Below are 24,957 nucleotides of genomic sequence, written 5' to 3'. Positions count from 1 at the left end.
AACCACCATGACCAGTAAAACCACAGCGCGGCAAACTATTTCCTCGGGCGGTCAGTACGAAAACGTGTTCGGTTATTCCCGCGCCGTTCGCGTGGGCAACCACCTGCACATCTCCGGCACCTGCGCCTCACCCGATTACGAACACAGCAATGCTTACGAACAGGCCCAGGCCATTCTCGTCACCGTCAACAAGGTGTTGGCCGAGGCGGGCATGGGCCCTGAAGACGTAGTGCGCACCGTGGTCTACCTGCGGGATATCAACGATGCCGCCTCCGTCGCCAAGGCACACAGCGAGGTGTTCGACGCCATTCGCCCGGCCAGCAGCCTGATTCAGGTGGATTCGATGCTGCGCCCCTGGCAGAAAGTCGAAATCGAAACGTACGCCATCGTTGCCGATTGACCCAGGCGATGAGTAAAAAACCGCGGCTTGGGCCGCGGTTTTTTTTGGTCCCGGTTATATCCATAGCAATAAACGATATTGGTATATACCAGATTGCTCCCTTATAAATCGCCCCCATCAAAAGACTGCAGGCTGGAGAAGCAAGCGATGGTGTCGGTAAAGGTAATGCTGGAGTACTTTCATCCCTGGCCGAATTCGGCGGGTTTGTACCTGGCGCGGGAACGCGGCTGGTACGCCGAGCTGGGCCTGGATGTGGAGTTGGTGGTGCACGACCCCTACCGTGGCGACACCCTTGAACACCTGCTGACCGGCGCGGCGGACTTCGGCATTTTCCCCAGCAACCGCCTGCTGGTCCGGCGCGGCCAGGGGCAAGCCCTACAAGGCATCGCGGCGATCAATCATGCGGGCCTTGAGTCGATTCAAACCCTGACCGACTCCGGCATCCGCCGCCCACGAGACCTGGTGGGCAAGCGCCTGGCGCTCAACCCCACGCCACGGGGTTTGGCGATGGTGCGTCACCTTGTGAGCAACGACGGTGGCGACCCTGATGGCGTGATCCTGGTGGACAGCGGCGTACGTGAGTTGCGGCCCGAACAGTTGGCCGAAGGCATCGCCGATGCCAGTTTCGGCGGCTACTGGGCCTGGGAAGCGTTGATGCACAGCCCCATCGAAGCAGAACGCCGGGTGGTGTTGCCGGTGGATCAGATTGGCGCACCGGCGTATCACAGCTACCTGTTGGGCGCCCACGAACAAACCCTCGCCGAGCAGCCCGGGTTGGTGCGTGATTTCCTCGCGGCCACTGCCCGTGGCTATCTCGCCGTGGCCGAAGAGCCAGCCATCGCGCTGGCGGCCTATGAGCACACTACACCGTATTTCCCGGCGGAATTGCTCAGCGCATCCCTGCACAAAATCGCTCCGACCTGGCTGCATGACGGTCGTTGGGGCGAGCAACGCCAGGCGCTACTGAAACCTTATGCCGAGTGGCTGCACGAGCACGCGGTGCTCGACAATCCGCAGGTGTGGCAAGGGGCAACCAGCAACGCCTATCTGCCCGGGGCGACGGCATGAATCCACAACGCACCGCCCATGGCCAGGGGCTTGATCCGGTAGCTGCCGACTGGCCAGCGCTGCACGAAGCAGATATCCAACAGCTGCTGCACGAGTACCCGCAACTGGGTCAACTGCGCAGTTTGCATTGGCACAGCCCACGACCGTTCTCCGCTGCCGGGCTGATCAATACCGGCAGCGCCACCCTGTTCGTCAAACGGCATCACCGGCACGTGCGCAAAGCCGCATGGCTGGAAGAAGAACACCGCCTGATCGCCCACCTGCATCGCCACGGCGCACCGGTTGCCGCAGTGGTGCCGAACCGCCACGGTGCAACGGCCACGACGCAAGGTGAATGGACCTACGAGATTCACCATGTCGCCGAGGGCCTTGACCTGTACCGCGATGCGCTGTCGTGGTCGCCCTTCCAAAGCACTCAACATGCGCAGGCGGCGGGTGTGGCGCTGGCTCGATTGCACCTGGCAGCCGAGCACTACAGCGCACCCCGCCGTCAAACAGAAGTGCTGCTGGCCAACGCCCGGGTGATCGAACAACCCGCGCCAATGGCCGCGATCGCCAACACCCCCGCGCTGACCGAGTACCTCGCCGACAAGGATTGGCACGCACGGCTGACCGAGCTGCTGTTGCCCTGGCACGCGCCCCTGCAACCCTTGCTGCACCAACAACCGGCGCTCTGGACCCATAACGACTGGCACGCCTCGAACCTGCTGTGGCATGCAGACGGCAACGTCGCCAGCGTGCTGGACTTCGGCCTCGCCGACCGCACCTTCGCCCTCTACGACCTGGCGACCGCCATCGAACGCAACGCCGTGCCCTGGCTGGACCTGGACAGCGGTGGCCTGGCAGCAGCGGACCTCGACAGCGTCGACGCATTGCTCACCGGCTATCACCGGGGCCGGCCATTGAGCGCCCAGGACCTGCACACCCTGAGCGCCCTGCTGCCGTTGGTGCATGTGGATTTTGCCCTGTCCGAAATCGCGTACTACCAAGGCGTAGTGGGTTCCACCCGCAGTGCCGACGTGGCCTATCACGCCTACCTGCTGGGCCATCTGCAGTGGTTTACCGGTGCCCAGGGGCAACGATTGCTCAACCACCTGCGGCGAAAATCCGTATGAGTATCCTGGTCGATACCGATTGGCTGCATGCCCACCTCGGGGAGCCCGGGCTGGTGATACTGGACGCCACCGTCGTCCTGCCGTCCCCGCGTTTTGACGGTGATTACCGGGTCGCCAGCGGTCATGCCGGTTGGCTGCACGCACATATCCCCGGCGCACGGCATGCCGACTTGCTGACCGATCTGGCCGACGTTCAAGCGAGCTACAGCTTCGCCCTGCCAACACCACAAGCCCTGATTCAGGCACTGGCGAATCTGGGTGCAGGCGTCGGCAGCAACGTGGTGATCTACGACCGCGCCGACGGTTTCTGGGCCGCACGCCTGTGGTGGATGCTGCGCGGGCTGGGCATTCACGCCGGCGTGCTGGACGGTGGTTTCAACGCCTGGCAACGGGCGGGGTTACCGCAGCACAGCGGGCAGCCTGCGAACACACCCGTCGTCGAACCCTGGCCAATCAGCACCTACGCACCACTGTGGATCGACCGCGCAGGCGTTGAGGCGGTGGCCGCAGGACAAGCACCCGGCGTACTCGTCTGCGCGTTGGGCAGCGCCTTGTTCGACGGCACCGCAGCCACCCGCTACGCCCGGCGCGGGCACATTCCCGGCAGCCACAACCTGCCGGCACGCACGCTGTTTGATGCACAGGGTCGCTACCTGCCCAAGGACGCCCTGGCCGTGGCTATCGGACCCACGCTGCTGCACAGCGACGGTCCATTGATTCTGTACTGCGGCGGCGGAATTTCCGCGGCGGCCAACGCCCTGGCCCTGACCCTGCTGGGTCGCCAGGACCTCGCACTCTACGACGGCTCGCTGCAGGAATGGGCCGCCGACGCACGCTTACCAATGACTACCGGAGCAGCTCCGGCCTGACGCCCTTTGCGGCGACCCCGGCTTTTTAATTTCGTACTGGCAACCCGTCCGTTGCGCAGCGCAGGGCCCCTTTGCGCCCAATAAAGCGCGAGGCGCCAGCGGGCAGGCCCTTGGAGCGCTCCTTTTATGGCAACACCGTACCGTCACACCCTGCTCGCCCTGAGCATCACCCTCGCCGCCACGGCCGCCCACGCCCAGGACGCGACCCTGGACACCATTACCGTAGTCGGTGAACAGGCCACCGACTACCAGGCGAAAAAGGCCGCTGTCGCCGGCTTCGATAACGCCCCGCTGCTGGACACCCCGGCCTCGGTGGCGGTGATCACCGAGGCTCGCCTGAAAGACCAGCAAGCCCGCCTGCTCAGTGAAGTATTGAAGAACGACGCCTCGGTCGGCGACAGCTATGCGCCGGTGGGTTACTACGAGAATTTCGTGGTGCGCGGTTTCTCGTTGAACCCGGCCAGCAGCTACAAGATCAACGGTCGCACCATCACCGGCGAACAGAACGTCGCACTGGAAAACAAGCAGCAAGTGGAAGTGCTCAAGGGCTTGTCCGGGCTGCAAAGCGGCGTGTCCGAACCCGGCGGCTTGATCAACTACGTAAGCAAGCGCCCGGAGAACGTGCGCTCGGTGACTGTCTCCACCAACGAACACGGCGAGCGCTACCTGGCCACCGACGTCGGCGGCTGGCTCGGTGCCGAGCAGCAGGTGGGGGTGCGGGTCAACCTGGCCCACGAAGACATCCGTTCCTACGTCGACCACGCCGACGGCCAGCGGGATTTTGCCTCCCTGGCCCTCGACTGGAACATCAGCCCCAACGCCCTGCTGCAACTGAACGCCGAATACCAGAACCGCGAGCAACGCTCGGTGCCCGGATACCAATTGCTCGGCGGCACCACCGTGCCCCACAACGTGTCGCCACGGGATCTGCTGGGCTACCAGAGCTGGTCGAACCCGGTGGGCATCAAGTCGCTGAACCTCGACGGCCTGTTCGAATACCGCTTCAACGAGGCCTGGAAAGCCAGCTTCAGCGCCTCCCGCAGCCGCGTGGTGATCGACGACTACAGCACCTTCGCCTGGGGTTGCTACGGCGCCGCCAGTTGCGCCAACACCGCAGTGCCCAACCACTTCAGCGCCGAGGGTGACTACGACATCTCGGACTACCGCAGCCCCGATGACACCCGCAGCAACGAAGAAGCCCAGGCCGCCCTCAACGGCCAGTTCGACACCGGTTTTCTCAAGCATGACCTGACCTTCGGCACCACTGCCTTCCGCCGCCTGGTGGACCGGCGTGAATCGGTCAACGAATACATCGGCGAGGGCAATATCTACGAAAAGCCGCCGGTGCTTGACCCCTACGAGGGGCCGCTGGGCCATACCTACCGGCGCCTGGACAGCCGCCAATACGGGCTGTTCGCCACCGACCGCATCAGCTTCAACGAGCAGTGGCAAACCATTCTCGGCGGGCGCCAGGTGCGCCTCGACGAAGAAACCTACGACCAGGCCGGCGACACCACCCGCCATACCCAGCGCAGCGTATTTCTGCCCCAGGTGGCGCTGATCTACAAGCCGCGCCCGGACACCACCCTGTACGCCAGCTACAGCAAGGGCCTGTCCCTGGGCGGCACCGCGGCATGGTTCAGCAGCAACGCCGATGAGGTCTTGCCGCCGACCACCTCGCGCCAGCTGGAAGTGGGGATCAAGCGTGACTTCCAGCGCCTGAGCCTGACCGCCGCGCTGTTCCAGATCACCCAGGACCTGCAATACAACCGGCCCAGCGATGACGGCAGCATCACCTTCGTGCAGCAAGGCCAGCAGAAGAACGTCGGCCTGGAGCTTTCGGCCAATGGTCGGGTGACCGACAACCTGCAAGTGTCCGCCAGCGTGGCGGCGATTCGCGCCCGGGTGAGCGGCAGCGGCACCGACGACTACGACGGCCACCAGGCGATCAACGTACCCAAGCTGCGCGCCAGCCTGCACGGCGACTACAGCATTCCCGGGATCAGGGGCCTGGCCCTGCTCGGCGGCGTGCAATACAGCGGCAGCAAGTACGCGAACCGCGAGGCCAGCGTGAAGGTCGACGACTATGCGGTGTTCGATGTCGGCGGACGCTACAGCACCAAAGTCGGTGATTACGATACTGTGCTGCGCCTGACCGTCGACAACCTGTTCGACAAACGCTACTGGCGCGATGTGGGTGAATCGGCGGGCGATGGCTACCTGTTCCTGGGCGCGCCACGCACCGCGCGGTTATCCGCCACCGTCAATTTTTGAGGCTGACTGTTCATGCGTAATCTGATTTTTGCCAGTGTGTGCCTGCTCTCCACCGCCCTCGTCGGCTGCCAGCAGCAACCGCCCGCCAACGACCAGCTGGATGCGGTGCTGTGGACCCAGACCTCCATCGAGCACGAGCTGATCTACCGCCAGGTGTTCGCCAACGCCACTCGCCAACTGGACGTGGCCCTCAAGACCCCGGACTGGGACGCCCTGCCCTTGCCACCGCGCAATCTGGCCGGGCTGCCGCCAGCGGTGATCGTCGACATCGACGAGACCGTGCTCGACAACATCCCGCTGAATGCCCGGGACGTCGTCAACAACCAGGTCTACTCCTACGACCGCTGGAACACCTGGGTCGACCAGGCCAAGGCCCAGGCGCTGCCGGGCGCCGTGACGTTCCTGCAGGCCGCCAAACACAAAGGCATCACGGTGTACTACATCACCAACCGCGAGCAAAGCCAGGTCCAGGCCACCGTCAACAACCTGCGCCTGCGGGGCTTTCCGGTGGACAGCGAGCAGCAGGTACTGGCTGCCGGCACGCCCATTGGCGGCTGCGAACACGCCGGCTACGGCAAGAACTGCCGACGCCAATGGGTCGCCCAACACGCCCGCGTGCTGATCCTGGCGGGTGATTCCCTGGGGGATTTCGTGCAGGCCGAACACAACACCCTGGACGCCCAGCGCAAGGCCGCCGAACCCTACCTGGGCTGGCTCGGCCAGCGCTGGTTCGTGCTGCCCAACCCGACTTACGGCAACTGGTACAGCGCGCCGTATGGCGACCAGGAAAAACTGCCCTTTGAACGCAAGCGCCAGCTCAAGCAACAGGCGCTGCACCTGCAAAACTGACCCTGAGGGGACCGTATGACGCCGCTGGAAATAGTCGCTGTGATCTTCAATATTGCCGGGGTGTGGCTCACCGCCCGACGGGTGCGCTGGTGCTGGCCGGTCAGCGTGGTCGCGGTGTTGCTGTACGGCTGGATCTTCTTCGACGTGAAGCTGTATTCCGACATGCTCCTGCAACTGGTCTTCGCTGTGTTGCAGGGCTACGGCTGGTGGCGCTGGAGCACCGGGCGCATCGACGCGGGCAAGGTGCGGGTGGAACGGCTGCCGGTCCAGGAAGCATGGCGGCACCTGCTCGCCGGGGTGATCGGCGCGCTGCTGCTGGGCGCCGCCATGCACCACTTCACCGATGCCGCACTGCCGTGGCTGGACTCGCTGCTCACCGCTTTCAGCCTAGTGGCCAGCCTGTGGGCGGCGCGCAAGTATGTGGTGAGCTGGTGGCTGTGGATCGTGCTGGATACGGTCTACGTGGGCCTGTTTGTGTACAAGGACCTGCAACTGACCGCTGCGCTGTATGCCGGGTTTGTGGTGCTGGCGGCGTATGGGTTGGTGTCGTGGCAGCGTGACCTGCGCCAACAGGAACAGCAACTTTCAGTTGCTTGAACACGATGTTTGTTTCCCAACTGTTGCCAGGCCAACAGTTGGGAAAACATATAACTAAAACAACGCATTACAGTACATAAAATCATTAAACATAAAGCCCTTATCGCGTTTAAATATAAAAAATCCCATGGGTATATTTATGAATTTACGTACTGTCGTGACCTTGGGCCTGGCCCTGTTAGTGGCCAGCCCGGCGGTGTTCGCCGGGGCAACGCTGGATCGCATCACGCAATCCAAACAGTTGGTTGGCGTGCTGATGGAGAACTATCCGCCCTTCTCTTTTCTCAATGAACAAAACCAGCTGGATGGCTTCGACGTCGACGTGGCCAAGGCCGTGGCCGACAAACTTGGCGTCACCCTGAAGTTGGAAACACCCTCTTGGGAAGTAATCGCAGCAGGCCGCTGGCAAGGGCGTTATGACGTGTGCATCTGCTCCATGACCCCAAGTGCCGCCCGTGGGCAAGTGTTCAATTTTCCTGTCGAGTATTACGCCTCACCGGCGGTCATCGTGGTCAACGCCGATGAATCTTCCATCCACTCGGCCAGTGACCTTTCCGGGAAAAAAGTCGGCGTGGGCAGCGCCTCGACCTACGAGGCCTACCTGAACAAAGACTTGGTGATCGAAGGCGCCAACACGCCAATCGAATACCCGTTCAGCCAGATTCAAGCCGTGCCTTACGACAATGAAATCGTGGCCTTCCAGGACTTGGCGCTCGGCACCGGCAAACGCTTGGACGCAATGCTCACCAACCTGGTGACCGCCAATGAGCGAATCAAGCATGACCCACGCTTCAAGGTCGTCGGCAAACAGCTTTACAGCGAGCCCAACGTGGTCGCCACCGAAAAAGGCGACCCCCAATGGGACGCGAGGCTGACCCAAGTGCTGGCCGACCTTAAAAGCGACGGCACGCTGACGAAGATCTCCCAGAAATGGATTGGCGCAGACATCACCCAATGAGCGTTTTCCCCACCCCGACCTCTGTGGTGAAACCGCCGCCCGTCAAACACCAGTGGTTGCCCTTCCAGGTGCGCCTGTGGCTGACCTGGGGCGTGATGCTGTGCCTGTTCGCCGGGCTGTTCATGAGCTTCGACCTGAAGTTTGCGATCGTCGCGGCCAAGTGGCAAAACCTGGTGGGCCTGCACCTGTCGCCCAACGGCTTTCTGCAGGGTGCGGCGCTGACGCTGTTCCTGTGTTTCTGCTCGATCTGGCTGTCCCTGGCCCTGGGGTTTGCGACGGCCATGGCGCGCTTGTCGAACAGCGCGGTGGCGTTCGGGATTGCCAGTTTTTACGCCTCGTTCTTTCGCGGCACGCCGCTGCTGATCCAGATTTTGCTGATCTACCTCGGCCTGCCCCAGTTGGGCGTAGTGCCGGGCGCCATCAGCGCCGGGATCATTGCACTGTCGTTGAACTACGGGGCATACCTGAGCGAGATCTTTCGCGCCGGCATCATCGGAGTGTCCCAGGGCCAGCGGAATGCAGCGGCGGCGCTGGGTATGGGCCCGGCGGTGACGTTCTGGCAGATCGTGCTGCCCCAGGCGATGCGCACCATCATTCCACCGACCACCAGCCAGTTCATTTCGATGCTCAAGGACTCATCGCTGGTCTCGGTCATGGGCGTCTGGGAAGTGATGTTCCTCGCGCAGTCCTACGGGCGCTCCTCATACCGCTATATCGAAATGCTCACCACCGCTGCCGTCATCTACTGGCTGCTCTCCATTGGCCTGGAACTGATACAGGCACGCCTGGAGCGGCACTACGGCAAGGCCTACCTTCACGGGCGATAACCGCTTTTTACCTGCAGGAAGCACCATGTCTGATCCAACCCCGTTGTTATTCGGCCTGTACGAACAAGCCAGTGTCGGCTGCGGCGGCGCGCCCAGCCTGTGGACCCACCCGGCGGATGAACGCCTGGGCATCAACACCCTCAAGTACTGGTCGAACCTGGCCCGCACGGCAGATGAAGCCAACCTCGACCTGATGTTCTTCGGCGATGTGCTGGGCTTCTACGATGTGTTTGGCGGGTCCGAAGCGGCGGCGTTGAAATGGGCGGTGGAAGCGCCGGCCAACGACCCGCTGACGATCATTCCCGCACTGGTGGCCCTGACCGAAAAGCTCGCCTTTGGCGTCACGGTCAGCACCACCTATGAACACCCATTCACCCACGCCCGGCGCTTCAGCACCCTGGACCATTTGTCCGATGGGCGTATCGGCTGGAACATCGTCACCTCTTACCTGTCCAGCGCCGCACGCAACTTCGGCCTGGAGCAGATGATCAAGCACGACGACCGCTACGAACGCGCCGAAGAGTTTCTCGACGTGGTGTACAAGCTCTGGGAAGGCAGCTGGGCCGATGACGCGGTGCTCGCCGACAAACTCGCACGCAACTATGCCGATGGCACGCGTGTTCGACCGATCCAGCATGCCGGCGACCATTACCGGGTGGCCGGCCCGCACCTCACGTCCCCCTCACCGCAACGCACTCCGCTGCTGATCCAGGCGGGTTGGTCGGGCCGTGGCCGGCAGTTCGCGGCCAAACATGCAGAGCTGGTGTTTATCGCCAAATCCAACCCGCTGGAGATACGCCAGGGGCTGGAAGATATCTGGCGCCAGGCCGAGGCCCGCGGGCGCAGGCAGCAAGACGTCAAATCCCTGACCGTGTTGCGCATCATCACGGCCCCCACCGCCATCGAAGCACAAAAGAAATACGAGACCCTGCAAAGCAACTATCACCTGCAGGCGCAGTTGGTGAGCTACGCGGGCGACACCGGTATCGATATCAGCCGCTACGCAGACAGCGAAGCACTGTCCACTCACACCGAAGGCATGACCTCCTACGTGATGAGACCCGATGGCAGCGGTAAACCGCTGACCGCCGGCGAGGTCAAGCAACGCTTCGCCAACGTGACGCGGGGCAGCGACCTGATCCTGGTGGGCACGCCGGAGCAGGTGGCGGGAAAAATCGAGGAACACGCCAGAATCTCCGGCACCAGCGGCTACATGCTCAACCCGTTGATCAGCCCCGGCTCGCTGAATGACTTTGTCGAACTGGTGATCCCGGCCCTGCAAAAACGTGGGCTGTATCGCACCACGCCGCAGACCGGCACCCTGCGTTCGCGGCTCAGCGCCGACGGCAGTGACCGCTTGCCAACCTCGGCCCATGGGGCTTCGTTCCGCTTTGAGTAAGGTGCTGGTGGGCACTGCGTGACCTGCGCCAACAGGAACGGTAGAGTCACGCCCACGCCAGGCCTGCACACGGAACCCCAGGATGCCTTTCGACCCGATTTCACCGCACTACCAGCGCATTCGCGAACAGATCGCCCACGATATCGCGGCGGGTGTGCCGCAGGCGGATGAGAAATTCCCGTCCGAACGGGAGATGATCGAGCGCTTCGGCTGCACCCGGGTCACCTTGCGCCAGGCCTTGCAGCAGCTGGAAGCCGAAGGCCTGGTGTACCGGGAAAACCGTCGCGGCTGGTTTGTCAGCCCCCGGCGCATCCGCTATGACCCGACGCGCATCAGCGGCTTCATGGATTACGTAAGTGCCCAAGGCCGTACGCCGCGCACCGAATGCCTGCACGCGCAGTTGCGCCCGGCAGGCGATTGGCTGGCCAGGCGGATGGGCCTCGCGTCGGCGGATGAGCCGGTGTTTTTCCTGCAACGGCGGCGCTGGATCGACCGGCGGCCGGTGTTGCTGGAGTTCAACGCGCTGCTGGCCAGCTGGTGCCCTGGGCTGCTGGACGCCGACTTGAATACCTCGCTGACCCAACTGCTGCGGGAGCGGTTTTCCCGGGTGCTGTCGCGGTGTGAGCTGGAGATGCACATTGGCACGGTGAATGAAGAGCAGGCGGAGTTGCTGCAATTGTCCACCGGTTCCACCAGCGTGTATCTGGAACGCTTGAACTTCGGCGAGGATGACCAGCCGGTGGAGTTCGACCAGGAATTCTGGCGTCCGGATGCATTGTCCGTCGTGATGGAGACGCGCTACCCCGGGACGTGAATTTCACACCCGTGAAAGCTTGTGACTTGTTGCCAACGAACCCGTTTTCACTCGCTTGCAGCCCCTACTATCGAGTCCTCGTGCGCCCCTCACATGGACTGAACCGATGATCACCCGCCCCGAAAAATCCGCGTCGCCCCGCGTCGATCAACCCAACGCTCCCGAGCGGGTTTTCGACGCCGTCCTGAACAAAGCCAAAATCCTTGCCAGCACCGGGCCGGGCGACAAAACCGTCAAGCCCGAGGACTACAAGGAAGTCACCGCCCTCCCGGCCAAACTCGACATCGACAAGCTCAAGGTCATTTCCGAAGACAAGGACGCCGGGGTGATCTACTTCGAACAGGACGGCGCCAAATACAAGATCAGCGCCGAGGGTGCGGCCAACGCCCAGGACGGCTTCGACGTATTGAAGAACCTGCGCTTCGGCCATGCCGTAGCCCCGGTCAACCAGGGCGGGCCCGACGAAGGTACCCCGCTGTACACCTTCCTCCAGACCCTGGCCGAAACCCAGGGCACCCCGGCCGGCAAGGCCATCGTCGAAAGCCTGAAGAACCCCGACCAGCAACTGCTGCGCGAAGACGGCGACGGCGTGCGCCTGGCCAACATCAAATCCGTGGGCAAGGCTGAAGACGGCATCCTCAAGGTCAGCCTTGAAAACGGCAAGACTCTGGTCATTTCCGAATTGCTCACGCCCCAGGCGTTCAGCACCTACACCCAGGCCGGGGTGACCAAGGAAGCCCTCAATGACGGCAAATCCAAAGGTTATGAAGAAGTCACCAGCCTGCCGGGCGACCTCGATTTCAGCCAGTTGAAAGTGGTGTCCGAAGACAGCAGCGCCGGAGTGATCCTGTTCGAACACCAGGGCCACAAGTACGCGATCAGCAAGTCCGAAGCCGACCTGCCGCAGCCCGGCGCCGACCTCGGCAACCCCAACCCCAACGCGGGCGGCACCTTCTACAACTTCCTCCACGCCGTGCACGCCAGCGAAGGCTCGCAGGCCTTCGACTACATCAAGAACGCCCAGTCCCTGCCCGGCCAGGAACTGCTGCGCAAGGACGAGGCCAGCCTGAAGCTGGGCGACATCAGCAAGGTCGACGCGCCCATGGACGGCATCCTGGTGGTCAACCAGGCCGACGGCAAACTGCTGGTGGTGTCCAAGGACATCACCCCCGAAGCCTTCGCCGCCTACACCAGCAAGGGCCAAACCCTGGCCGGCATCGAAAAGGCCAAGGGCGACGGCTACACCCTCGCCGCCCCGGACGCTTACCTGGCCTCCACCGAAGACATCATGAGCGTCGGCGGCGCCGGTGATTATGGCCCGGGCCTGATCGCCTTCACCCAGCACAAGCCGGGGGGCAGCGAAGAGAAAATCGTGGTGTCGGAAGACAGCAATCCACAGATGTTCGAGCAGATTTCCAGCTACCGCAGCGACATCGCCGCGCAAACCACCGACGTCGACAAGCTGCGCACCGACAACGGCCTGCCGCCCCTCAAGGACGTCTCCGTCGACAACCTCACCACCACCGAAAAAGATGAAGGCGGCAACCCGCTGTCGGTGCAGGACCTGTCGATGAAGACCCTGGTGGACAGCTACCGCGCCGGGGTCAAGGACGGCAGCATCGGCAAGGACGACCCGCGCGCCAAGTTCCTGCGGGCGGTGGAAGCCAGGAGCATGGCCGACAACGGCATGTCGATCATTCCCGAGCACGGCTTCGGCAACCAGGGCATCGCCACCACGCCCATCGACGTGACCTCGCGGGACGTACGCGACAACATCTTCGACACCAAGGCCATCGACCAGACCATCAACGACCTGCTCGGCGACTCGACCATCCAGCACGACATCAAGGCCAACCACGACGCAGCCCTGGGCAAGGTCGACGGCGGCCAGGCGAAGGTCGATGAGACCAGGCAGCGCCTGATCGACAGCACCTCCTCGGAGAACTTCACCCAGTACATCAAGTCCCTGCAGGACAGCGGCAAGACCGAACTGGCCACCCAGGAAATCCAGACCGCCTACACCGCCCTGGCCGATATCGACCCGGCCAAGGCCGACAACTTCCTGCAAAACCTGCAGATCGACGGCTACACCGATGCCGTTGAAAAGCTGATGGACGATCCCACCAAGATCTCCGACGACAACACCGCCCTGGCCACCACCGACAACACCATGGCAATCCTGTCGATGCTCAAGGGCAGTGCCGACGGCCTGCCGCGCCAGGCGCTGGGTGTGTATTCGAAGTTCGTCGACCAACTGCTCAAGGACAAAAACGCCGCCGCCGATTTCGGCAAGGCGATGATTTCCCTCGGCGACACCTGGCAGAAAAACGGCGTGATCAGCTTCAGCGACATCGACAAGGCCGTGAGCAAGGAGATCATGCCGGGCCTCAGCGAAGAGAACCGCAGTTCGTTCGTGAAGAACCTCAACTTCCTCAAGGACAACGGCGTACTCGGCTCTGTGGGCGGCGCAATCGGCATGGGCCGTATCGTCTACCAACTCGCCGGGCAAGGCGGCAAGCTGGCGGATACGCCGATGAAGCGCCTGGGCATCGCCAACGACTTCCTCGGCTTCCTCGGCACCGGCTCGCACTTCGCCACGCTGGGCCTGAAGGTCTACGACAAATTGCGCGGCACCAACGCCTACAAGCTGATGGGCTTCGACCGTTCCCTGCCCGACCTGTGGGCCAAGCCTGGCGAGGGGTACCACGCGCTGCCCAAGGACGCCGAGGCGGTGCAGAAAAAGTACTTCGAGATCGTCGACCAGGCCATGGACGACGGCAAGGACGTGGGCAAGGCCCTCAACAGCGGCGGCTGGAGCGACGAAGGTGCGGCGAAGATCCAGGAAGGCATTGAAAAAGGCATTGCCAGCCGCGGCGGCGTGGCCGGGGCCGGTTTTGGCGCGAAGTTCGCCAGCAGCGCGATCAAGGTGATCGGCATGGCCACCGACGTGGCAGGCGGCGTGATCAGTGTGGTGCAGGCGGCGTTTACCTTGCGTGATGGTGTGCGCGAGAAAGACCCGGTGAAAATCGCCTCGGGCTCACTGTCGATGGCCGGTGGTGTCAGCAGCCTGGTGGGCGCGGCCGGCGGCGTGCTGGGCACGCTGGGGGTGACCGGGCGGATCATTCCGTTCCTGGGACCGGTGGGTTTCTTGATCTCCGGCGCGTTGTCGTTTGTCGGGGCGATCTTGAGCACGGTGCAGTCCCACAAGCTGCACAAGATCTCGATGCAGAACTGGGACCAGATCCAGGACTTCAAGCAGGACGGGCTGCTCAAGCCCAACGGGGATGAAGCGTACGTGTGGTTGCAGACCTACCTGTCCGACTGGGGCCAGCGGGATGCACCGCAGGACCAGAGCATTTTTGATTTCCGCAAGGAAGAGTGGGATGCGCGGTCGAGTATCCGCGGGGGCGACCATCGGCGGGACCACCCGGACTTTATCGGGGACGGGAATAACCGTAACTCAGAGGACTACAAGTACTCGCTGAAACCGTCGGAATGGACCAATGAGAACCACGACATTATCTGGCGGGTGGGGGATGGGTATGGGGGTGAGTACCATGATGTGGACAAGCCATAACTGAACTCCCTGACACCCGGCAGAACCCATGTGGGAGCGGGCTTGCTCGCGAAGGCGGTGTGTCAGTCAACATTTTCAGTGACTGACACACCGCCTTCGCGAGCAAGCCCGCTCCCACATTTTGATCGGTGTTCGGCTCAAGATCGTCAGATCAACCGCGCCGCCACCAACCAGTCCGCCACCGCCTGGAACGAAGCATCCGGCACCGGATCCCCCGGCACCGTCTTGCGCGCAATCGCTTCCGCCAAGCCCTTGTCCGGCGCTTGCGGTATCCCTAAGTCAAACGCCTCCTGCAACATCCCCAACGCTTCCTCCGGCGAAGCGCGGCACACCACCACCGGCACCGGCGTTTCACCACGCACATAACGCACGCCTATCACCCAGCCATCGGTGGTGCCGATCATCATCGACGCCCGGCCCAACCCCAGCTTGGTGGCCAGCGCCTGCATCTCCTGGCGCTGCCGACGCCGTTCGCTCTTGATCAACGGGTCGCCGTCAATGTCCTTGCGCTCGCGCTTGGTCTCGCTGCGGGTCATTTTCATGTCGCGGCCGAACAGCCAGCGTTGCATCAACACATCCACCCCGCCCACCAGGATGAAGGCCGCGAGTACGGTAAACACCAGCGGCTTGAGCACCAGGAAAAACGTCGACTCGATACACCCCGCGCCACACCGCGACGACTCCATCAACGCCTGCAACGCATGCCGCCCCACCACGTAGAACGCCACGGCCAGCACATGCACCTTGATCAGGCCCTTGATGAATTCCACAAAGTTGCGCAGGGCAAACAGCTTCTTGAAGCCTTCCGCCGGGTTGATACGCTTGAACTCCGGCTTGATCGGCTCCACGGAAAACACAAAGCCACGCATGGTGATGATATTGGTCAGGATCACCACCCCGGTGGTCACCGCCATCACCGGCAGGGTAATGCCGATCACCAGTTGCTCGGCATGGTCCAGCACCCGTGGCCAAACCGTGGCGAAGGGTTCGATGTAGATCTGCGCAGTCAGGTCGATCAGCGCCGTGACCTGGGCCTGGGCCCGGGGCGCGAGGATGGAAATGCACAGGGTGCAGAACAGGATGACCATGCCCGAGACCAAGTCCTGGCTCTTGGCGACCTGGCCTTTCTTTCGCGCGTCCTTGAGTTTTTTATCCGTGGCCGGCTGGGACTTCTCTTCGCTGGTATCGCCCATGCGCTACTCCATGCCCGCGAGGGTTTTCAGCAGCTCCACCGTGCCGCGAAATTCCGCCAACTGGTCCAGCATCAACGGAATCAGGAAGCCGATATAGATCACCATCAGGATCGAGAAAAACAGGTTTTTCACCGGTAACGACAGGTCGAAAATATGCAGGTTCGGCGCCATCCGCGACAGGTACGCCAGCATCAAATCAGTGACCAGCAGCGAGATGATCAGCGGCGACACCATCAGCACTCCGACGCGCATGATCTGGTCGAGAATCGACAGCACCGCCAGCAACGCCGAGCTGGCAAACACCGGGGTAAACGCGGTCACCGGCCACAGCTGGTAGCTGTGGTAATAACCGTCGACCATCAGGATAAAACCGCCGGACATGAAGAACAGCGTGATCAACATCACCGTCAGCAAGGTGGACATCACACTCGACTCCCCGGTGGACAACGGGTCCACCAGTTGCGCCATGGTCGAACCGCGCTGCAGGTCGATCAACTCCCCCGCCACTTCCGCCGCCCAGAACGGAATGCCGAACAACAGGCCGATCAGGATGCCGATCAGGAATTCCTTGATCAGCAACCCGGCGATAAACAGGCTGCCGTGGTTGGGCATCGAGGTCATGGCGTCGAACACCGGCATGAACATCGGGATCGAAATCGCCACGGCCACGCAGCCGCGAATCATCCCGGTGAGCCCGAGGCGGTTGAACGCCGGGGTGATCACCACCACGCCCATGGCCCGGCAGGCCGCCAGCGAGGCCGAGCTGATCACCGGGTAGGCGACTTCGAGAAACTGTGCGGTAAGGCTGGCATCCATGGGCGGTCAGCGCGTCCACAAGGGAAAATTGTCCAGCACCTGGCTGCCGAGTTCCGCCACTTGCCCGGCCAGCACCGGGCCGAGAAACACGATAGTCAACAATACCGCCACCAGCTTCACCACCTGGGGCAGGGTCTGGTCCTGGATCTGGGTCAGCGCCTGGAACAGGCCCACGCTCAAACCCACGATGATCGCCACCCCCAGCGCAGGCGCGGAGAGCATCAGCACGGTCATCAGTGCCTGTTTCATCAATGACAGGAAAACGTCCTGGCCCATGGGTCGTGCCTCAGCCGTAACTCAGAATCAAACCGTGCATCAGGCGCGACCAGCCGCTCAATGACACGAACAGGAAGATTTTCAGCGGGATCGAAATCAGGTTCGGCGAGACCATCGACATGCCCATCGCCATCAGCACGTTGGACACCAGCAAGTCCACCACCAGGAACGGGATGTACAACAGGAACCCGATCTCGAAGGCCCGGGTCAGCTCCGAACTGACAAACGCCGGGATCAGCACCACGAGGTCGTCATCCCGCAGGTCGGCACGGGCTTCCGGCGACCAGATGGTCTCGGTGGCCTGCACAAAAAAGCCGCGCTCGGACTCGTTGGCAAACCGTGCCAGGTGCGCCTGTAGCGGCGGGCGCAAGGCGTCGCCGAGGTCCTTGAGTTGCTCGACGTGCTCGATATTCAGGTCGCGGCCCTCTACCTGGCGGTACATGTCGCCAATCAACGGCGTGGTGACGTACACCGAGAGAATCAGCGCGATGCCGTACAGCACCAGGTTCGGCGGCGTCTGCTGCACGCCCAGGGCGTTGCGGATCAGGAACAGCACCACCGAGATTTTCATGAAGCCGGTGAGGGTCACCACCGCCAACGGGATCAACCCGATGGTGGCAACCACCAGGATGATCTCGATCAGGTTCGGCTGATAACCGGTCATGGGGTGGCGAAACTCAGCAGGCGCACGCCCAGGCCGTCACCGATTTTCACCAGTTGGCCCTGGCCGACGCGACGGCCGTTGACCATCAGGTCGACGCCATCCACGGTCGGCGTATTCAGTTGCAGCAGGCTGCCCGCCCCCAGTTCCCGCAGTTGCGCCAGGGTCAGTTCCAGGCTGCCGACCTGGCACACCAGCTTGAGGGGCAAATCGTCCAGGGCCGCGGCGGCATCGACGTCAGTCATTGTGTTCTCCATGTCCAAAAGGGGCGTGTTCAGAGGTTCCTGCACCTGCAGCGACGAGCCGTCGCGCTGGCAGCGGGCTTGCAGGCGGCCCTCAAGGTCCAGCAGCCAGCCGCTGCCGGGTTCGAGCATCAGCACATCGCCGGGCTGCAGGCTGCGCAGCTCGCCGAGGCTCAACCATTGCCGCCCGGCCACTACTGACAGCGTGTGGCGCAACGCCGGCAACGGGTCGGCGTCGATCTGGCCGTGCTGGTCCAGCAACTGGCCCACCAGCACTGCAGCGCTTTCACTCAAGTCCAGTTGGGCGGCCATTGGCGGGTTGTTGCCGAAGGTCAATGTCAGCGCCAGATGCACTGCATAAGGCCGCAGGTCGTCACTGGTTTCGAGCAGTTGCACGGGGTGGCCGAGCAACGGTTCGAGGCGCTCGATCAGGTCCAGCACGGCCAGTTCCAGCAGCAGCGAACGCGGTAATGCCGGCAGCACTTGCGCGTCGAACTGCAACGCCAGCGGCACCAGTACTTGTTCCAGGGCGGCAGCCGAGAGTCGCAAGCGCACCGGTGACTGGCCGAGCAACAGCAACACATCCCGGGGTGTTTTCAGCGGCTGGGGATCGGCGGCCCAGGCGACGCTCAGATCCTGCCCGGCGCAGCGGCCCTGCCACGCATGCCGCCGGCGGTGCAATTGGTTATGCAGCGTGAGCAGCGCCGGGTCGTAGTGCTCAAGCCAGGGCGCCAACGGGTCGGCAAGGGCCACGATCATGTGCCGAGTCCTTGTTCTTCACGCAGCTCGCCGGCCACCCGTTCGCTGCTTTCACGCCCGTCCAGCAGGCTTTGCCAGGCATCGGACTGGCGCTGGCGGCTCAGGCGCTCCTGGCGAAACAGCTCACGCTCACGCTCCTGGGTTTGCAGGGTACTGGACACGTGGCTGACGTCGCCTTCAAGCACCTGCTCATCGTCGGCCAAGCCCCGCAGGCGATCCTGGGCGGCCTGCCAACTGGCCACCGACAGGCCTTCGGTGAGGGAGGCGTAAATCTCGCCGGCTTCATGGGCAACGGCCTCACGGTGCAGGCGCAGTTGTTCCTTGGCGTCGGTCAAGGCGCCGCGGGTTTGCGCGCAGCGTTGCTGTTGCGCCGCCAACTGGCTCGCCGCCCGCTGTTCGCGCAGCACCCGCAGGGTTTGCAGGGTGCGCAGTTGTTCAGTCTTCATCGGTTCTTTTCTCCATCGTCATACCAACAGCGCACTCACTGAGTGCATGAAGATCGAATGTGGGAGCTGTCGAGCCCCGGCGAGGCTGCGAAAGCGGTGGGTCAGGCAACATTGATGTTGGCTGTGCTGACGCCATCGCAGCCTCGCTGAAGCTCGACAGCTCCCACACTGGAGCTTGCTGCGCTTTCGGGCTCATGCCAGCACCTGGCGCATGCGGATCAAGGTCTGTTCGGGGCTGCTGGGTTCGTCGGCGCTCTGGCGCAGGAAGGCTTCGATTGCCCCATGGCGGGTGATCGCTTCGTCGGCCAGCGGGTCGCTGCCGGCGGAGTACTCGCCGACGCGGATCAGCATTTCGATCTCGCCGTAGCGCGCCATCAATTCACGGATGCGCATCGCCAGGCGCTTGTGTTCGTCACCGGCGACCTGCTCCATCAAGCGGCTGCGGCTGCGCAGCACGTCCACCGCCGGGAAATAGTTGCGCTGCGCCAGTTCGGCGCTGAGGGCGATATGCCCGTCGAGGATCGAACGCGCTTCCTCCGCCACCGGATCGCTGGCGGCGTCGCCTTCGGTGAGCACGGTGTACAGCGCGGTGATGCTGCCGGCAGGGCCCGGGCCGGCGCGCTCGAGCAACTTGGGCAAGGTGGCAAAAAACGACGGCGGATAACCGCGGCGGGTCGGCGGTTCACCCACGGCCAGGCCGATTTCGCGCTGGGCGCGGGCGAACCGCGTGAGGCTGTCCATCAACAGCAGTACATTGCGGCCCTGGTCGCGGTGGTACTCGGCCAGGGTGGTGGCGACAAATGCCGCGCGCACCCGCTCGGCGGCCGGGCGGTCGGAGGTGGCGACGACAGCAACGGTGCGTGCGCGGGCCGTGGCGTCCAGTTGCACGTCCAGCAGTTCGCGCACTTCCCTGCCCCGCTCGCCGATCAAACCGATGACAATCACATCGGCCTCGCTGTTGCGGATGATGCTCGCCAACAAGGAGGATTTGCCCACACCGGGCTCGCCGAAGATGCCCATGCGCTGGCCCTGGGCGAGGGTCAGCAAGCCGTCGATGGAGCGGATGCCCAACGCCATGGAGCGCACGATCAATTGCCGGGAGAACGGGGCCGGTGGCTCGGCATGCAAGGGGTAGGTCTGCAGGTTCAGGGTTGGCGGTACACCGTCACCGTCGAGAAACTCGCCCATGGGGCTGATCACTCGCCCCAATTGCGCATCGCCCACGGCCACACCCAGGCTTTCGCCGGTGGCAGTGATTTGCGTGCGGGTCGACAGGCCTTCCATGGAACCGATGGGCGACAGGATCGCTTCGTCGCCATCAAAACCGATCACTTCGGCGCTGAGGCTGCGACCACTGACCGGGTCGCGCAGGTGGCACAGCTCACCGATGCTCGCGCCCGCCACGCTGGCCCGCAGCAACACCCCGCGAATGCTCAGCACCGTGCCCTGCATCGGACGCAAGCGGGCCTGGGACAGCCGCTCGGTCAGGCGCGGCAGCAGTTGATCGAGGTTCATGCCACGCCCTCTTCGGCAAAGGGCAACAGGCTGCGGCGCAGGCTTTGCAGTTGCGCCTCCAGCCCCAGCTCAACCGAACCCGCCGGGCTGCTCAGGCGGGCCTGGCCGGCGCCCAGTTGCGCATCGGCCTCCACGGCGATGCCGTCCTTGAGCAACTGTGGGCGCAGGGCATTCACTTCGGCGGGCGGCACCCACAACGTCAAGGCCTGGCCCTGGCGAAACGCGCTCAGGGCCTGGCGTGTACAACGCACCACGCGGTCGGTGTCATCCAGTTCGCCGAGTACTTCACGCACGATGCCCAGGGCCAGGTCCGCCAGCGACGCCTCAAGCCCGGCCAGGTAATGCTGGACTTGGGCCTGGGTTTCCAGCAGCAACTGTGCAACCTGTTCGGCACCTTCGCGGCGCGCACTTTCAAAACCCTCGGCGCGGGCGGTGTGCAGCCATTGGTCGCTGTCGGCCTTGATCTGCTCGGCGTGCGCCCTGGCGGCTTGCACAAAGGCAAAGCCATCGGTCCATAACGCCGCTTCATCGGCGCGCAAAATCCGCGCGGCTGGGCGGCTGGGTAATTCACTCATGGGCAAGCTCCTCGGCGAGTAACCGGGCGGCGACGGTCTGGACGATCTCCAGGTCGCGGGGCAAGCGCCCGCTGTAGCCCTTGGGTGCGACAAACCGCAGGGGCAGCCAGCCTTGCAACTCGGCAGGCTGGGCTTGCAGCCAGGCAGCGACACAGGTGAGGCCATCGCGGTCGATGGCGTCGATCAACTCGGCGGGCTCGCGCAGCAGGTCGGCCGCGCCGCCCAACTGCCGGTGCGCGAGGGCAAGGGCAAAGGCTTCCTGGCCAAGGCCCTCGCGCAATTCATTGACCACTTCGCGGCGGATCTCCCGGCTCAGGGTCGAGCCATGCCAGATCGCACCACACAGCCTGGGCAGACGCGCAAATTGCGCCGGGCTCAGCAGCAGCACCGGCAAATCAGCGGCGGGCGGCGTGACCAGATGCGCCAGCGGCGCCAGCTGATAATGGCTGGCCAGCAGTTGCTCCAGCCGCGAGCGAAAACGCGGCTGCCCATGCAGGGCTTGCAGCACCTCGACCGGCAGGCCTTCGCCAAAACACTCGCCAAGGCTTTGCTCGCGCACAAACTGCAACGGCTGGGCGATCAGCCCCTGCCAACGCTCAACCAGGCTCATTCACCCTCCTTGAGCACATACAACGCCTGGGCCTGGCGCCGCGCCCATTGCTGGCGGGCCAACACACCACCCGCGCCGAGGGCGAGCAGCAGCAAGCCACCGAACAGCAACCGCGCCTGGTTGAGGTTGTCTTCCAACAGCCACAGGCCCATGAAACGCGCGAGTCGCGGTTGCGCCGGGTTCTGGCTGATGGACACCGCGGCCTTGATCGCGGTCACCGACACACCGTCATAGCTCAGGCCGGAAATGCCGTTGGCCACCAGGGTCTTGATCTGCGGAATCAGCGTGTTGATGTCGGTGCCCGGGTCGTAGCGCACCAGCACCGAGGCCGACGACGGCGAAATCACCCGCTTGAGCAGGTCATTGTCCGGCAGCACCACGTGCACCCGCGCCGAGACGATGCCGTCGATCTGCGACACCGAGTGGGACAGTTCTTCGCTCAAGGCATAGATCATCTGCGCCCGCTCCTGCACCGGCGACGACACCAGGCCATTGCCCTTGAACACCTCGCCCATGTTGGAAAAGCTCTGCTGCGGCAGGCCGGCGTTGTCCAGCAGGGTCATGGCCTCGGCGAAGCGCTGTTCGTCGACCACCACTTTCAACTGGCCGTTGTCCTGCACCTTGCGCGTCGCCGGGATGCCGTCGCGCAGCAGCACCGCGACCATGGCGTTGGCGTCGCGCTCGCTGAGGTTGGTGTAGAGGTCCATGTCGCAGGCCTGCAAGAGGCTGGCGAGCACGCCGATCAGCAGCAGGCGCAGGGCACGATTCGGGCTTGGCATGGCGTTATTGACCCTTGAGCAGCGTGTTGGCGGAACCGGAAATCTGCGTCGCACCGCGCACCACCATCTGGGTTTCGATGGAGTAGTCGAACATCTTGCCCAGTGAATGGACGATCTGGTCGACCTGCTGCTCGGCGACTTTCTTGCCCGGTTCTGCGGTGGGCGAGGCACCCGAGGTGCGGATATCCGCAGCGGCCACTTGCGGCGGCGCCGAGGGGTTATTGGTGAGCAAATCGGCCCGCTCGGAAAAGGTCCGGGAGCGGTCGATAAAACTGTTCAGGCGCTCCATCAGCCCCGAGCCGATCTGATGGGGGCTGGCGCCCTCGGGCATGCCCTTGGCCGTATTGGCCATGTGCTCGAACAGATTCTGCGAGGCCCCGGCGGGCCCCGCGCCGGCGGACGGCGGCAAGGCCGTGGCGCTGGCAGCGAGACTGATGGTCATGGGTACGCCCTACTCTTCGTCGTCATCGGACATGGCGTCATTCAGCATTTCCTGCGCCTTGGGCATGATGATGAATTGGCCGCCGATGGTGACTGCCTGAGTGATCAGGGCATCGGTGAATTCGGCGTCGGTCATCTCCGGTTTATCGGCGCTCTTGGCGTTGTCCACCGCGGCGTTGAACTTGGCTTCAGGGCTGGCGCCACCGGGGGCGAGGTTGCTGTCTACGGCGGTTACGGACATGGTCATGCTCCTTTACTGGGGTTGGGGTGAATCAAGGGGTTTCAGTGCTCACCTGGGCGCCGCGAAACACCCGCACGCCGTGCTCGCGCGCCACAATAGGCGCGGCGGCCTTGGGCTGCAGGTGATCCACATGCTGCTGGACCAGCGCCAGGTACGGCGGCGGCCCGGAGACGAAGACTTCATCGCCCTCGGGGCCGTTACGCATCGACAACTGCTGGCCGAACACATCGAGGTTGTTCAGATAGGCCTGCAACTGATCCAGGTTCAGGGCGTTGGCCTTGAACAGCCTGGTGGTGATTTCATCGCTGGCATTGAGGTACAGCAGGTTGCCGTCGAAATACCAGGTCAGGCCATTGGTGCTGCACAGCGTCTGCAAAAACTCCCCGGCGGTGGCTGCACGCACGGTGCTGCGGGCCTTGCCGCGGACCTTGTCGGAGAGCACCAGCGGGATATCGAGGTTGTGGCCGAACTCTTCGAGGGCGGCGCGCACGTCCTGGTCCACCAGCACATAGGCGTAGGGTTTGGCGAACCATTCGGGCTCTTCGTCGGCGTGGGCGATCGAGGCACCCAACAGCACCGACAGACATAGGAGCGCCATGGAAAATATGCTTACATGACGTCCGCCTTCGCCCAACGAGTTGTGACGATGACCAAACACTTTTTGCTTGCCGGCAGCCTGTTGCTGGCTGCCTGTTCCAATACTGCGCCGAGCGATTCCGACCGCTCGCTGAAGCTGGCCGACGACCTGAACAAACGCGGCGACTACGCCAGCGCGGCGGCGCTGTACGAACGTGCGGCCCAGCAACCGGGCGCAAGCATCGACTTGTGGCTCAAACTCGGCCAGGCACGGCTCGACGGCAACGACGCGGTCGGTGCCGAGCGCGCCTTCCAACAGGCCCTCGGCCTTCAAGCCCACAACGCCGACGCCCTGCTGGGACTGGGCACCGCGCAACTGCGCCTTGGCAAAAGCCAACGCGCCGTGACCGCCCTGGGCCAGGCCGCCGAGGCCAGCCAGTCGCCGGTCGCCTACACCCGACTGGGCATTGCCCAGGTGTTGAACGGCCAGGCCGTCGCGGCACAAACCGCGTTCGCCAAAAGCCTGAGCCTGCAACCCGACGACCTCGACAGCCGCTGCAACCTGGCCCTGGCCTACGCCCTTGGCGGCCAGGCGCAGCAGGCCTTGGACACCATCGCCCCCGTCACCCAATCGCCCCGCGCGTTGCCACGGCATCAGCGTAATGAGCTGCTGGTGCTGGTATTGGCGGGATACGAACAACGAGTGGCCAGCTTGCCGCTGGACGATATACCGGCGGCTGAGCGCGCACGCCTGATCACGGAGGCCAACCGCATCAAAGCCATCAGCGATCCGATTGCGCAAGCGCGGGAATTGGGGCTGGTGGATACGCACTAAATCCAACTGCTTTTGATCTTGCTGTTGCCCTGCTTTTGACGTTGCTTTTGATCTATCAGGCCCCGTTAAACCACGCTGGCCGAACGCAGGCTTTGGAGCGTGGGTAACCCGGCAGGACGCCGGGTTAGCCGCGCTGGGCCAAGGATGGCCCATCGCGGCGGCCCACGGTCCAAAGCCGGAGTGAGGGCACACCGAGCCTAAGCGAGGTGCCGAGTGGTGGGGCAAAGACCTTTTGCTTACTTTTG

The 24,957-nt window shown here is 63.5% G+C and carries 26 protein-coding genes; 13 read left to right on the top strand and 13 right to left on the bottom strand.

Translation table 11 applies throughout. The features are described 5' to 3' along the window. Window positions 1-7 precede the first annotated feature (7 nt). The 12 genes from HX807_RS09930 (at window position 8) to HX807_RS09875 (ending at window position 14,747) form a co-directional block, all read left to right on the top strand. Window positions 8-400, top strand: coding sequence for a Rid family hydrolase (locus HX807_RS09930; RefSeq protein ID WP_003208292.1), 393 nt, complete (start codon window positions 8-10; stop codon window positions 398-400). Between the two features lie 147 nt (window positions 401-547). Beyond that, on the top strand, window positions 548-1,468 hold the full coding sequence (locus HX807_RS09925; protein WP_102369481.1) for an ABC transporter substrate-binding protein: 921 nt from the start codon (window positions 548-550) through the stop codon (window positions 1,466-1,468). Further along, window positions 1,465-2,583 (top strand): phosphotransferase, encoded by a 1,119-nt coding sequence (locus tag HX807_RS09920; RefSeq protein ID WP_177049812.1) that lies wholly within the window; start codon window positions 1,465-1,467, stop codon window positions 2,581-2,583. Before HX807_RS09925 ends, HX807_RS09920 begins: the two co-directional genes overlap by 4 nt. Continuing rightward, window positions 2,580-3,452, top strand: a complete 873-nt coding sequence (locus tag HX807_RS09915) for a sulfurtransferase (RefSeq protein WP_102369483.1) — start codon at window positions 2,580-2,582, stop codon at window positions 3,450-3,452. Before HX807_RS09920 ends, HX807_RS09915 begins: the two co-directional genes overlap by 4 nt. A 126-nt stretch (window positions 3,453-3,578) precedes the next feature. Further along, window positions 3,579-5,726 carry a TonB-dependent siderophore receptor gene (locus tag HX807_RS09910; RefSeq protein WP_177049811.1) on the top strand — a complete coding sequence of 716 codons (2,148 nt, stop codon included), beginning with the start codon at window positions 3,579-3,581 and terminating at the stop codon, window positions 5,724-5,726. A 12-nt stretch (window positions 5,727-5,738) separates the two neighbouring features. Next, a complete protein-coding gene (locus tag HX807_RS09905; RefSeq protein WP_003208300.1) occupies window positions 5,739-6,575 on the top strand; it encodes a 5'-nucleotidase, lipoprotein e(P4) family in 837 nt (278 codons plus the stop codon). Window positions 6,576-6,590: 15 nt separating this feature from the next. Continuing rightward, window positions 6,591-7,172, top strand: coding sequence for a nicotinamide riboside transporter PnuC (gene pnuC / locus HX807_RS09900; protein WP_008433153.1), 582 nt, complete (start codon window positions 6,591-6,593; stop codon window positions 7,170-7,172). 139 nt (window positions 7,173-7,311) lie between these two features. Next, a complete protein-coding gene (locus tag HX807_RS09895) occupies window positions 7,312-8,130 on the top strand; it encodes an ABC transporter substrate-binding protein (protein WP_008433155.1) in 819 nt (272 codons plus the stop codon). Beyond that, complete coding sequence (locus tag HX807_RS09890; RefSeq protein ID WP_008433156.1) at window positions 8,127-8,957, top strand: amino acid ABC transporter permease; 831 nt, start codon at window positions 8,127-8,129, stop codon at window positions 8,955-8,957. Before HX807_RS09895 ends, HX807_RS09890 begins: the two co-directional genes overlap by 4 nt. 25 nt (window positions 8,958-8,982) lie before the next feature. Beyond that, entirely contained in the window at window positions 8,983-10,356 is a 1,374-nt protein-coding gene (locus tag HX807_RS09885) for an LLM class flavin-dependent oxidoreductase (RefSeq protein WP_177049810.1), read from the top strand. 82 nt (window positions 10,357-10,438) lie between these two features. Then, window positions 10,439-11,170: a GntR family transcriptional regulator gene (locus HX807_RS09880; RefSeq protein ID WP_102605946.1), complete on the top strand. Its 732-nt coding sequence runs from the start codon at window positions 10,439-10,441 to the stop codon at window positions 11,168-11,170. A gap of 106 nt (window positions 11,171-11,276) precedes the next feature. Then, window positions 11,277-14,747, top strand: coding sequence for a hypothetical protein (locus tag HX807_RS09875; protein WP_177049809.1), 3,471 nt, complete (start codon window positions 11,277-11,279; stop codon window positions 14,745-14,747). A 146-nt stretch (window positions 14,748-14,893) separates the two neighbouring features. Here the strand turns inward: HX807_RS09875 and HX807_RS09870 are convergent, their stop codons facing one another. The 13 genes from HX807_RS09870 to HX807_RS09810 all read right to left on the bottom strand — a co-directional run bounded on the left by HX807_RS09870 (window position 14,894) and on the right by HX807_RS09810 (window position 23,899). Continuing rightward, window positions 14,894-15,940 carry an EscU/YscU/HrcU family type III secretion system export apparatus switch protein gene (locus HX807_RS09870; RefSeq protein WP_003208311.1) on the bottom strand — a complete coding sequence of 349 codons (1,047 nt, stop codon included), beginning with the start codon at window positions 15,938-15,940 and terminating at the stop codon, window positions 14,894-14,896. 3 nt (window positions 15,941-15,943) lie between these two features. After that, a complete protein-coding gene (gene sctT / locus HX807_RS09865) occupies window positions 15,944-16,756 on the bottom strand; it encodes a type III secretion system export apparatus subunit SctT (protein WP_003208312.1) in 813 nt (270 codons plus the stop codon). 6 nt (window positions 16,757-16,762) lie between these two features. Beyond that, window positions 16,763-17,032: a type III secretion system export apparatus subunit SctS gene (gene sctS, locus HX807_RS09860; RefSeq protein WP_003208314.1), complete on the bottom strand. Its 270-nt coding sequence runs from the start codon at window positions 17,030-17,032 to the stop codon at window positions 16,763-16,765. A 10-nt stretch (window positions 17,033-17,042) separates the two neighbouring features. Further along, the gene (gene sctR / locus HX807_RS09855; protein WP_003208316.1) at window positions 17,043-17,696 is read right to left on the bottom strand and encodes a type III secretion system export apparatus subunit SctR; all 654 of its coding nucleotides are present in this window, start codon (window positions 17,694-17,696) and stop codon (window positions 17,043-17,045) included. Continuing rightward, entirely contained in the window at window positions 17,693-18,694 is a 1,002-nt protein-coding gene (gene sctQ / locus HX807_RS09850; RefSeq protein ID WP_008433160.1) for a type III secretion system cytoplasmic ring protein SctQ, read from the bottom strand. Before sctQ ends, sctR begins: the two co-directional genes overlap by 4 nt. Then, window positions 18,691-19,140: a hypothetical protein gene (locus HX807_RS09845; RefSeq protein ID WP_102606212.1), complete on the bottom strand. Its 450-nt coding sequence runs from the start codon at window positions 19,138-19,140 to the stop codon at window positions 18,691-18,693. Before HX807_RS09845 ends, sctQ begins: the two co-directional genes overlap by 4 nt. 192 nt (window positions 19,141-19,332) lie before the next feature. Next, on the bottom strand, window positions 19,333-20,655 hold the full coding sequence (locus tag HX807_RS09840; RefSeq protein ID WP_003208321.1) for a FliI/YscN family ATPase: 1,323 nt from the start codon (window positions 20,653-20,655) through the stop codon (window positions 19,333-19,335). Further along, a complete protein-coding gene (locus HX807_RS09835) occupies window positions 20,652-21,230 on the bottom strand; it encodes a FliH/SctL family protein (RefSeq protein ID WP_008433162.1) in 579 nt (192 codons plus the stop codon). The genes HX807_RS09840 and HX807_RS09835 overlap by 4 nt, the downstream gene beginning before the upstream one ends. After that, window positions 21,223-21,840, bottom strand: a complete 618-nt coding sequence (locus HX807_RS09830; protein WP_003208324.1) for a hypothetical protein — start codon at window positions 21,838-21,840, stop codon at window positions 21,223-21,225. Before HX807_RS09830 ends, HX807_RS09835 begins: the two co-directional genes overlap by 8 nt. Beyond that, the gene (gene sctJ / locus HX807_RS09825; RefSeq protein ID WP_003208326.1) at window positions 21,837-22,619 is read right to left on the bottom strand and encodes a type III secretion system inner membrane ring lipoprotein SctJ; all 783 of its coding nucleotides are present in this window, start codon (window positions 22,617-22,619) and stop codon (window positions 21,837-21,839) included. The genes HX807_RS09830 and sctJ overlap by 4 nt, the downstream gene beginning before the upstream one ends. A 4-nt stretch (window positions 22,620-22,623) precedes the next feature. Further along, on the bottom strand, window positions 22,624-23,061 hold the full coding sequence (locus HX807_RS09820) for a hypothetical protein (protein WP_003208328.1): 438 nt from the start codon (window positions 23,059-23,061) through the stop codon (window positions 22,624-22,626). Window positions 23,062-23,070: 9 nt separating this feature from the next. Then, window positions 23,071-23,301, bottom strand: coding sequence for a hypothetical protein (locus tag HX807_RS09815; RefSeq protein WP_003208330.1), 231 nt, complete (start codon window positions 23,299-23,301; stop codon window positions 23,071-23,073). 31 nt (window positions 23,302-23,332) lie between these two features. Continuing rightward, window positions 23,333-23,899 carry a type III secretion protein gene (locus HX807_RS09810; protein ID WP_177049808.1) on the bottom strand — a complete coding sequence of 189 codons (567 nt, stop codon included), beginning with the start codon at window positions 23,897-23,899 and terminating at the stop codon, window positions 23,333-23,335. A gap of 48 nt (window positions 23,900-23,947) precedes the next feature. Here HX807_RS09810 and HX807_RS09805 point away from each other — a divergent pair, with 48 nt between their 5' ends. Then, window positions 23,948-24,712 (top strand): tetratricopeptide repeat protein, encoded by a 765-nt coding sequence (locus HX807_RS09805; RefSeq protein WP_134326973.1) that lies wholly within the window; start codon window positions 23,948-23,950, stop codon window positions 24,710-24,712. Window positions 24,713-24,957: the final 245 nt, after the last annotated feature.

The sequence above is a fragment of the Pseudomonas sp. D8002 genome (assembly GCF_013385695.1).
Lineage (GTDB): Bacteria > Pseudomonadota > Gammaproteobacteria > Pseudomonadales > Pseudomonadaceae > Aquipseudomonas.
Note: the sequence above shows the minus strand (reverse complement) of the source record. Positions and strands in the feature narration are given on the sequence as shown.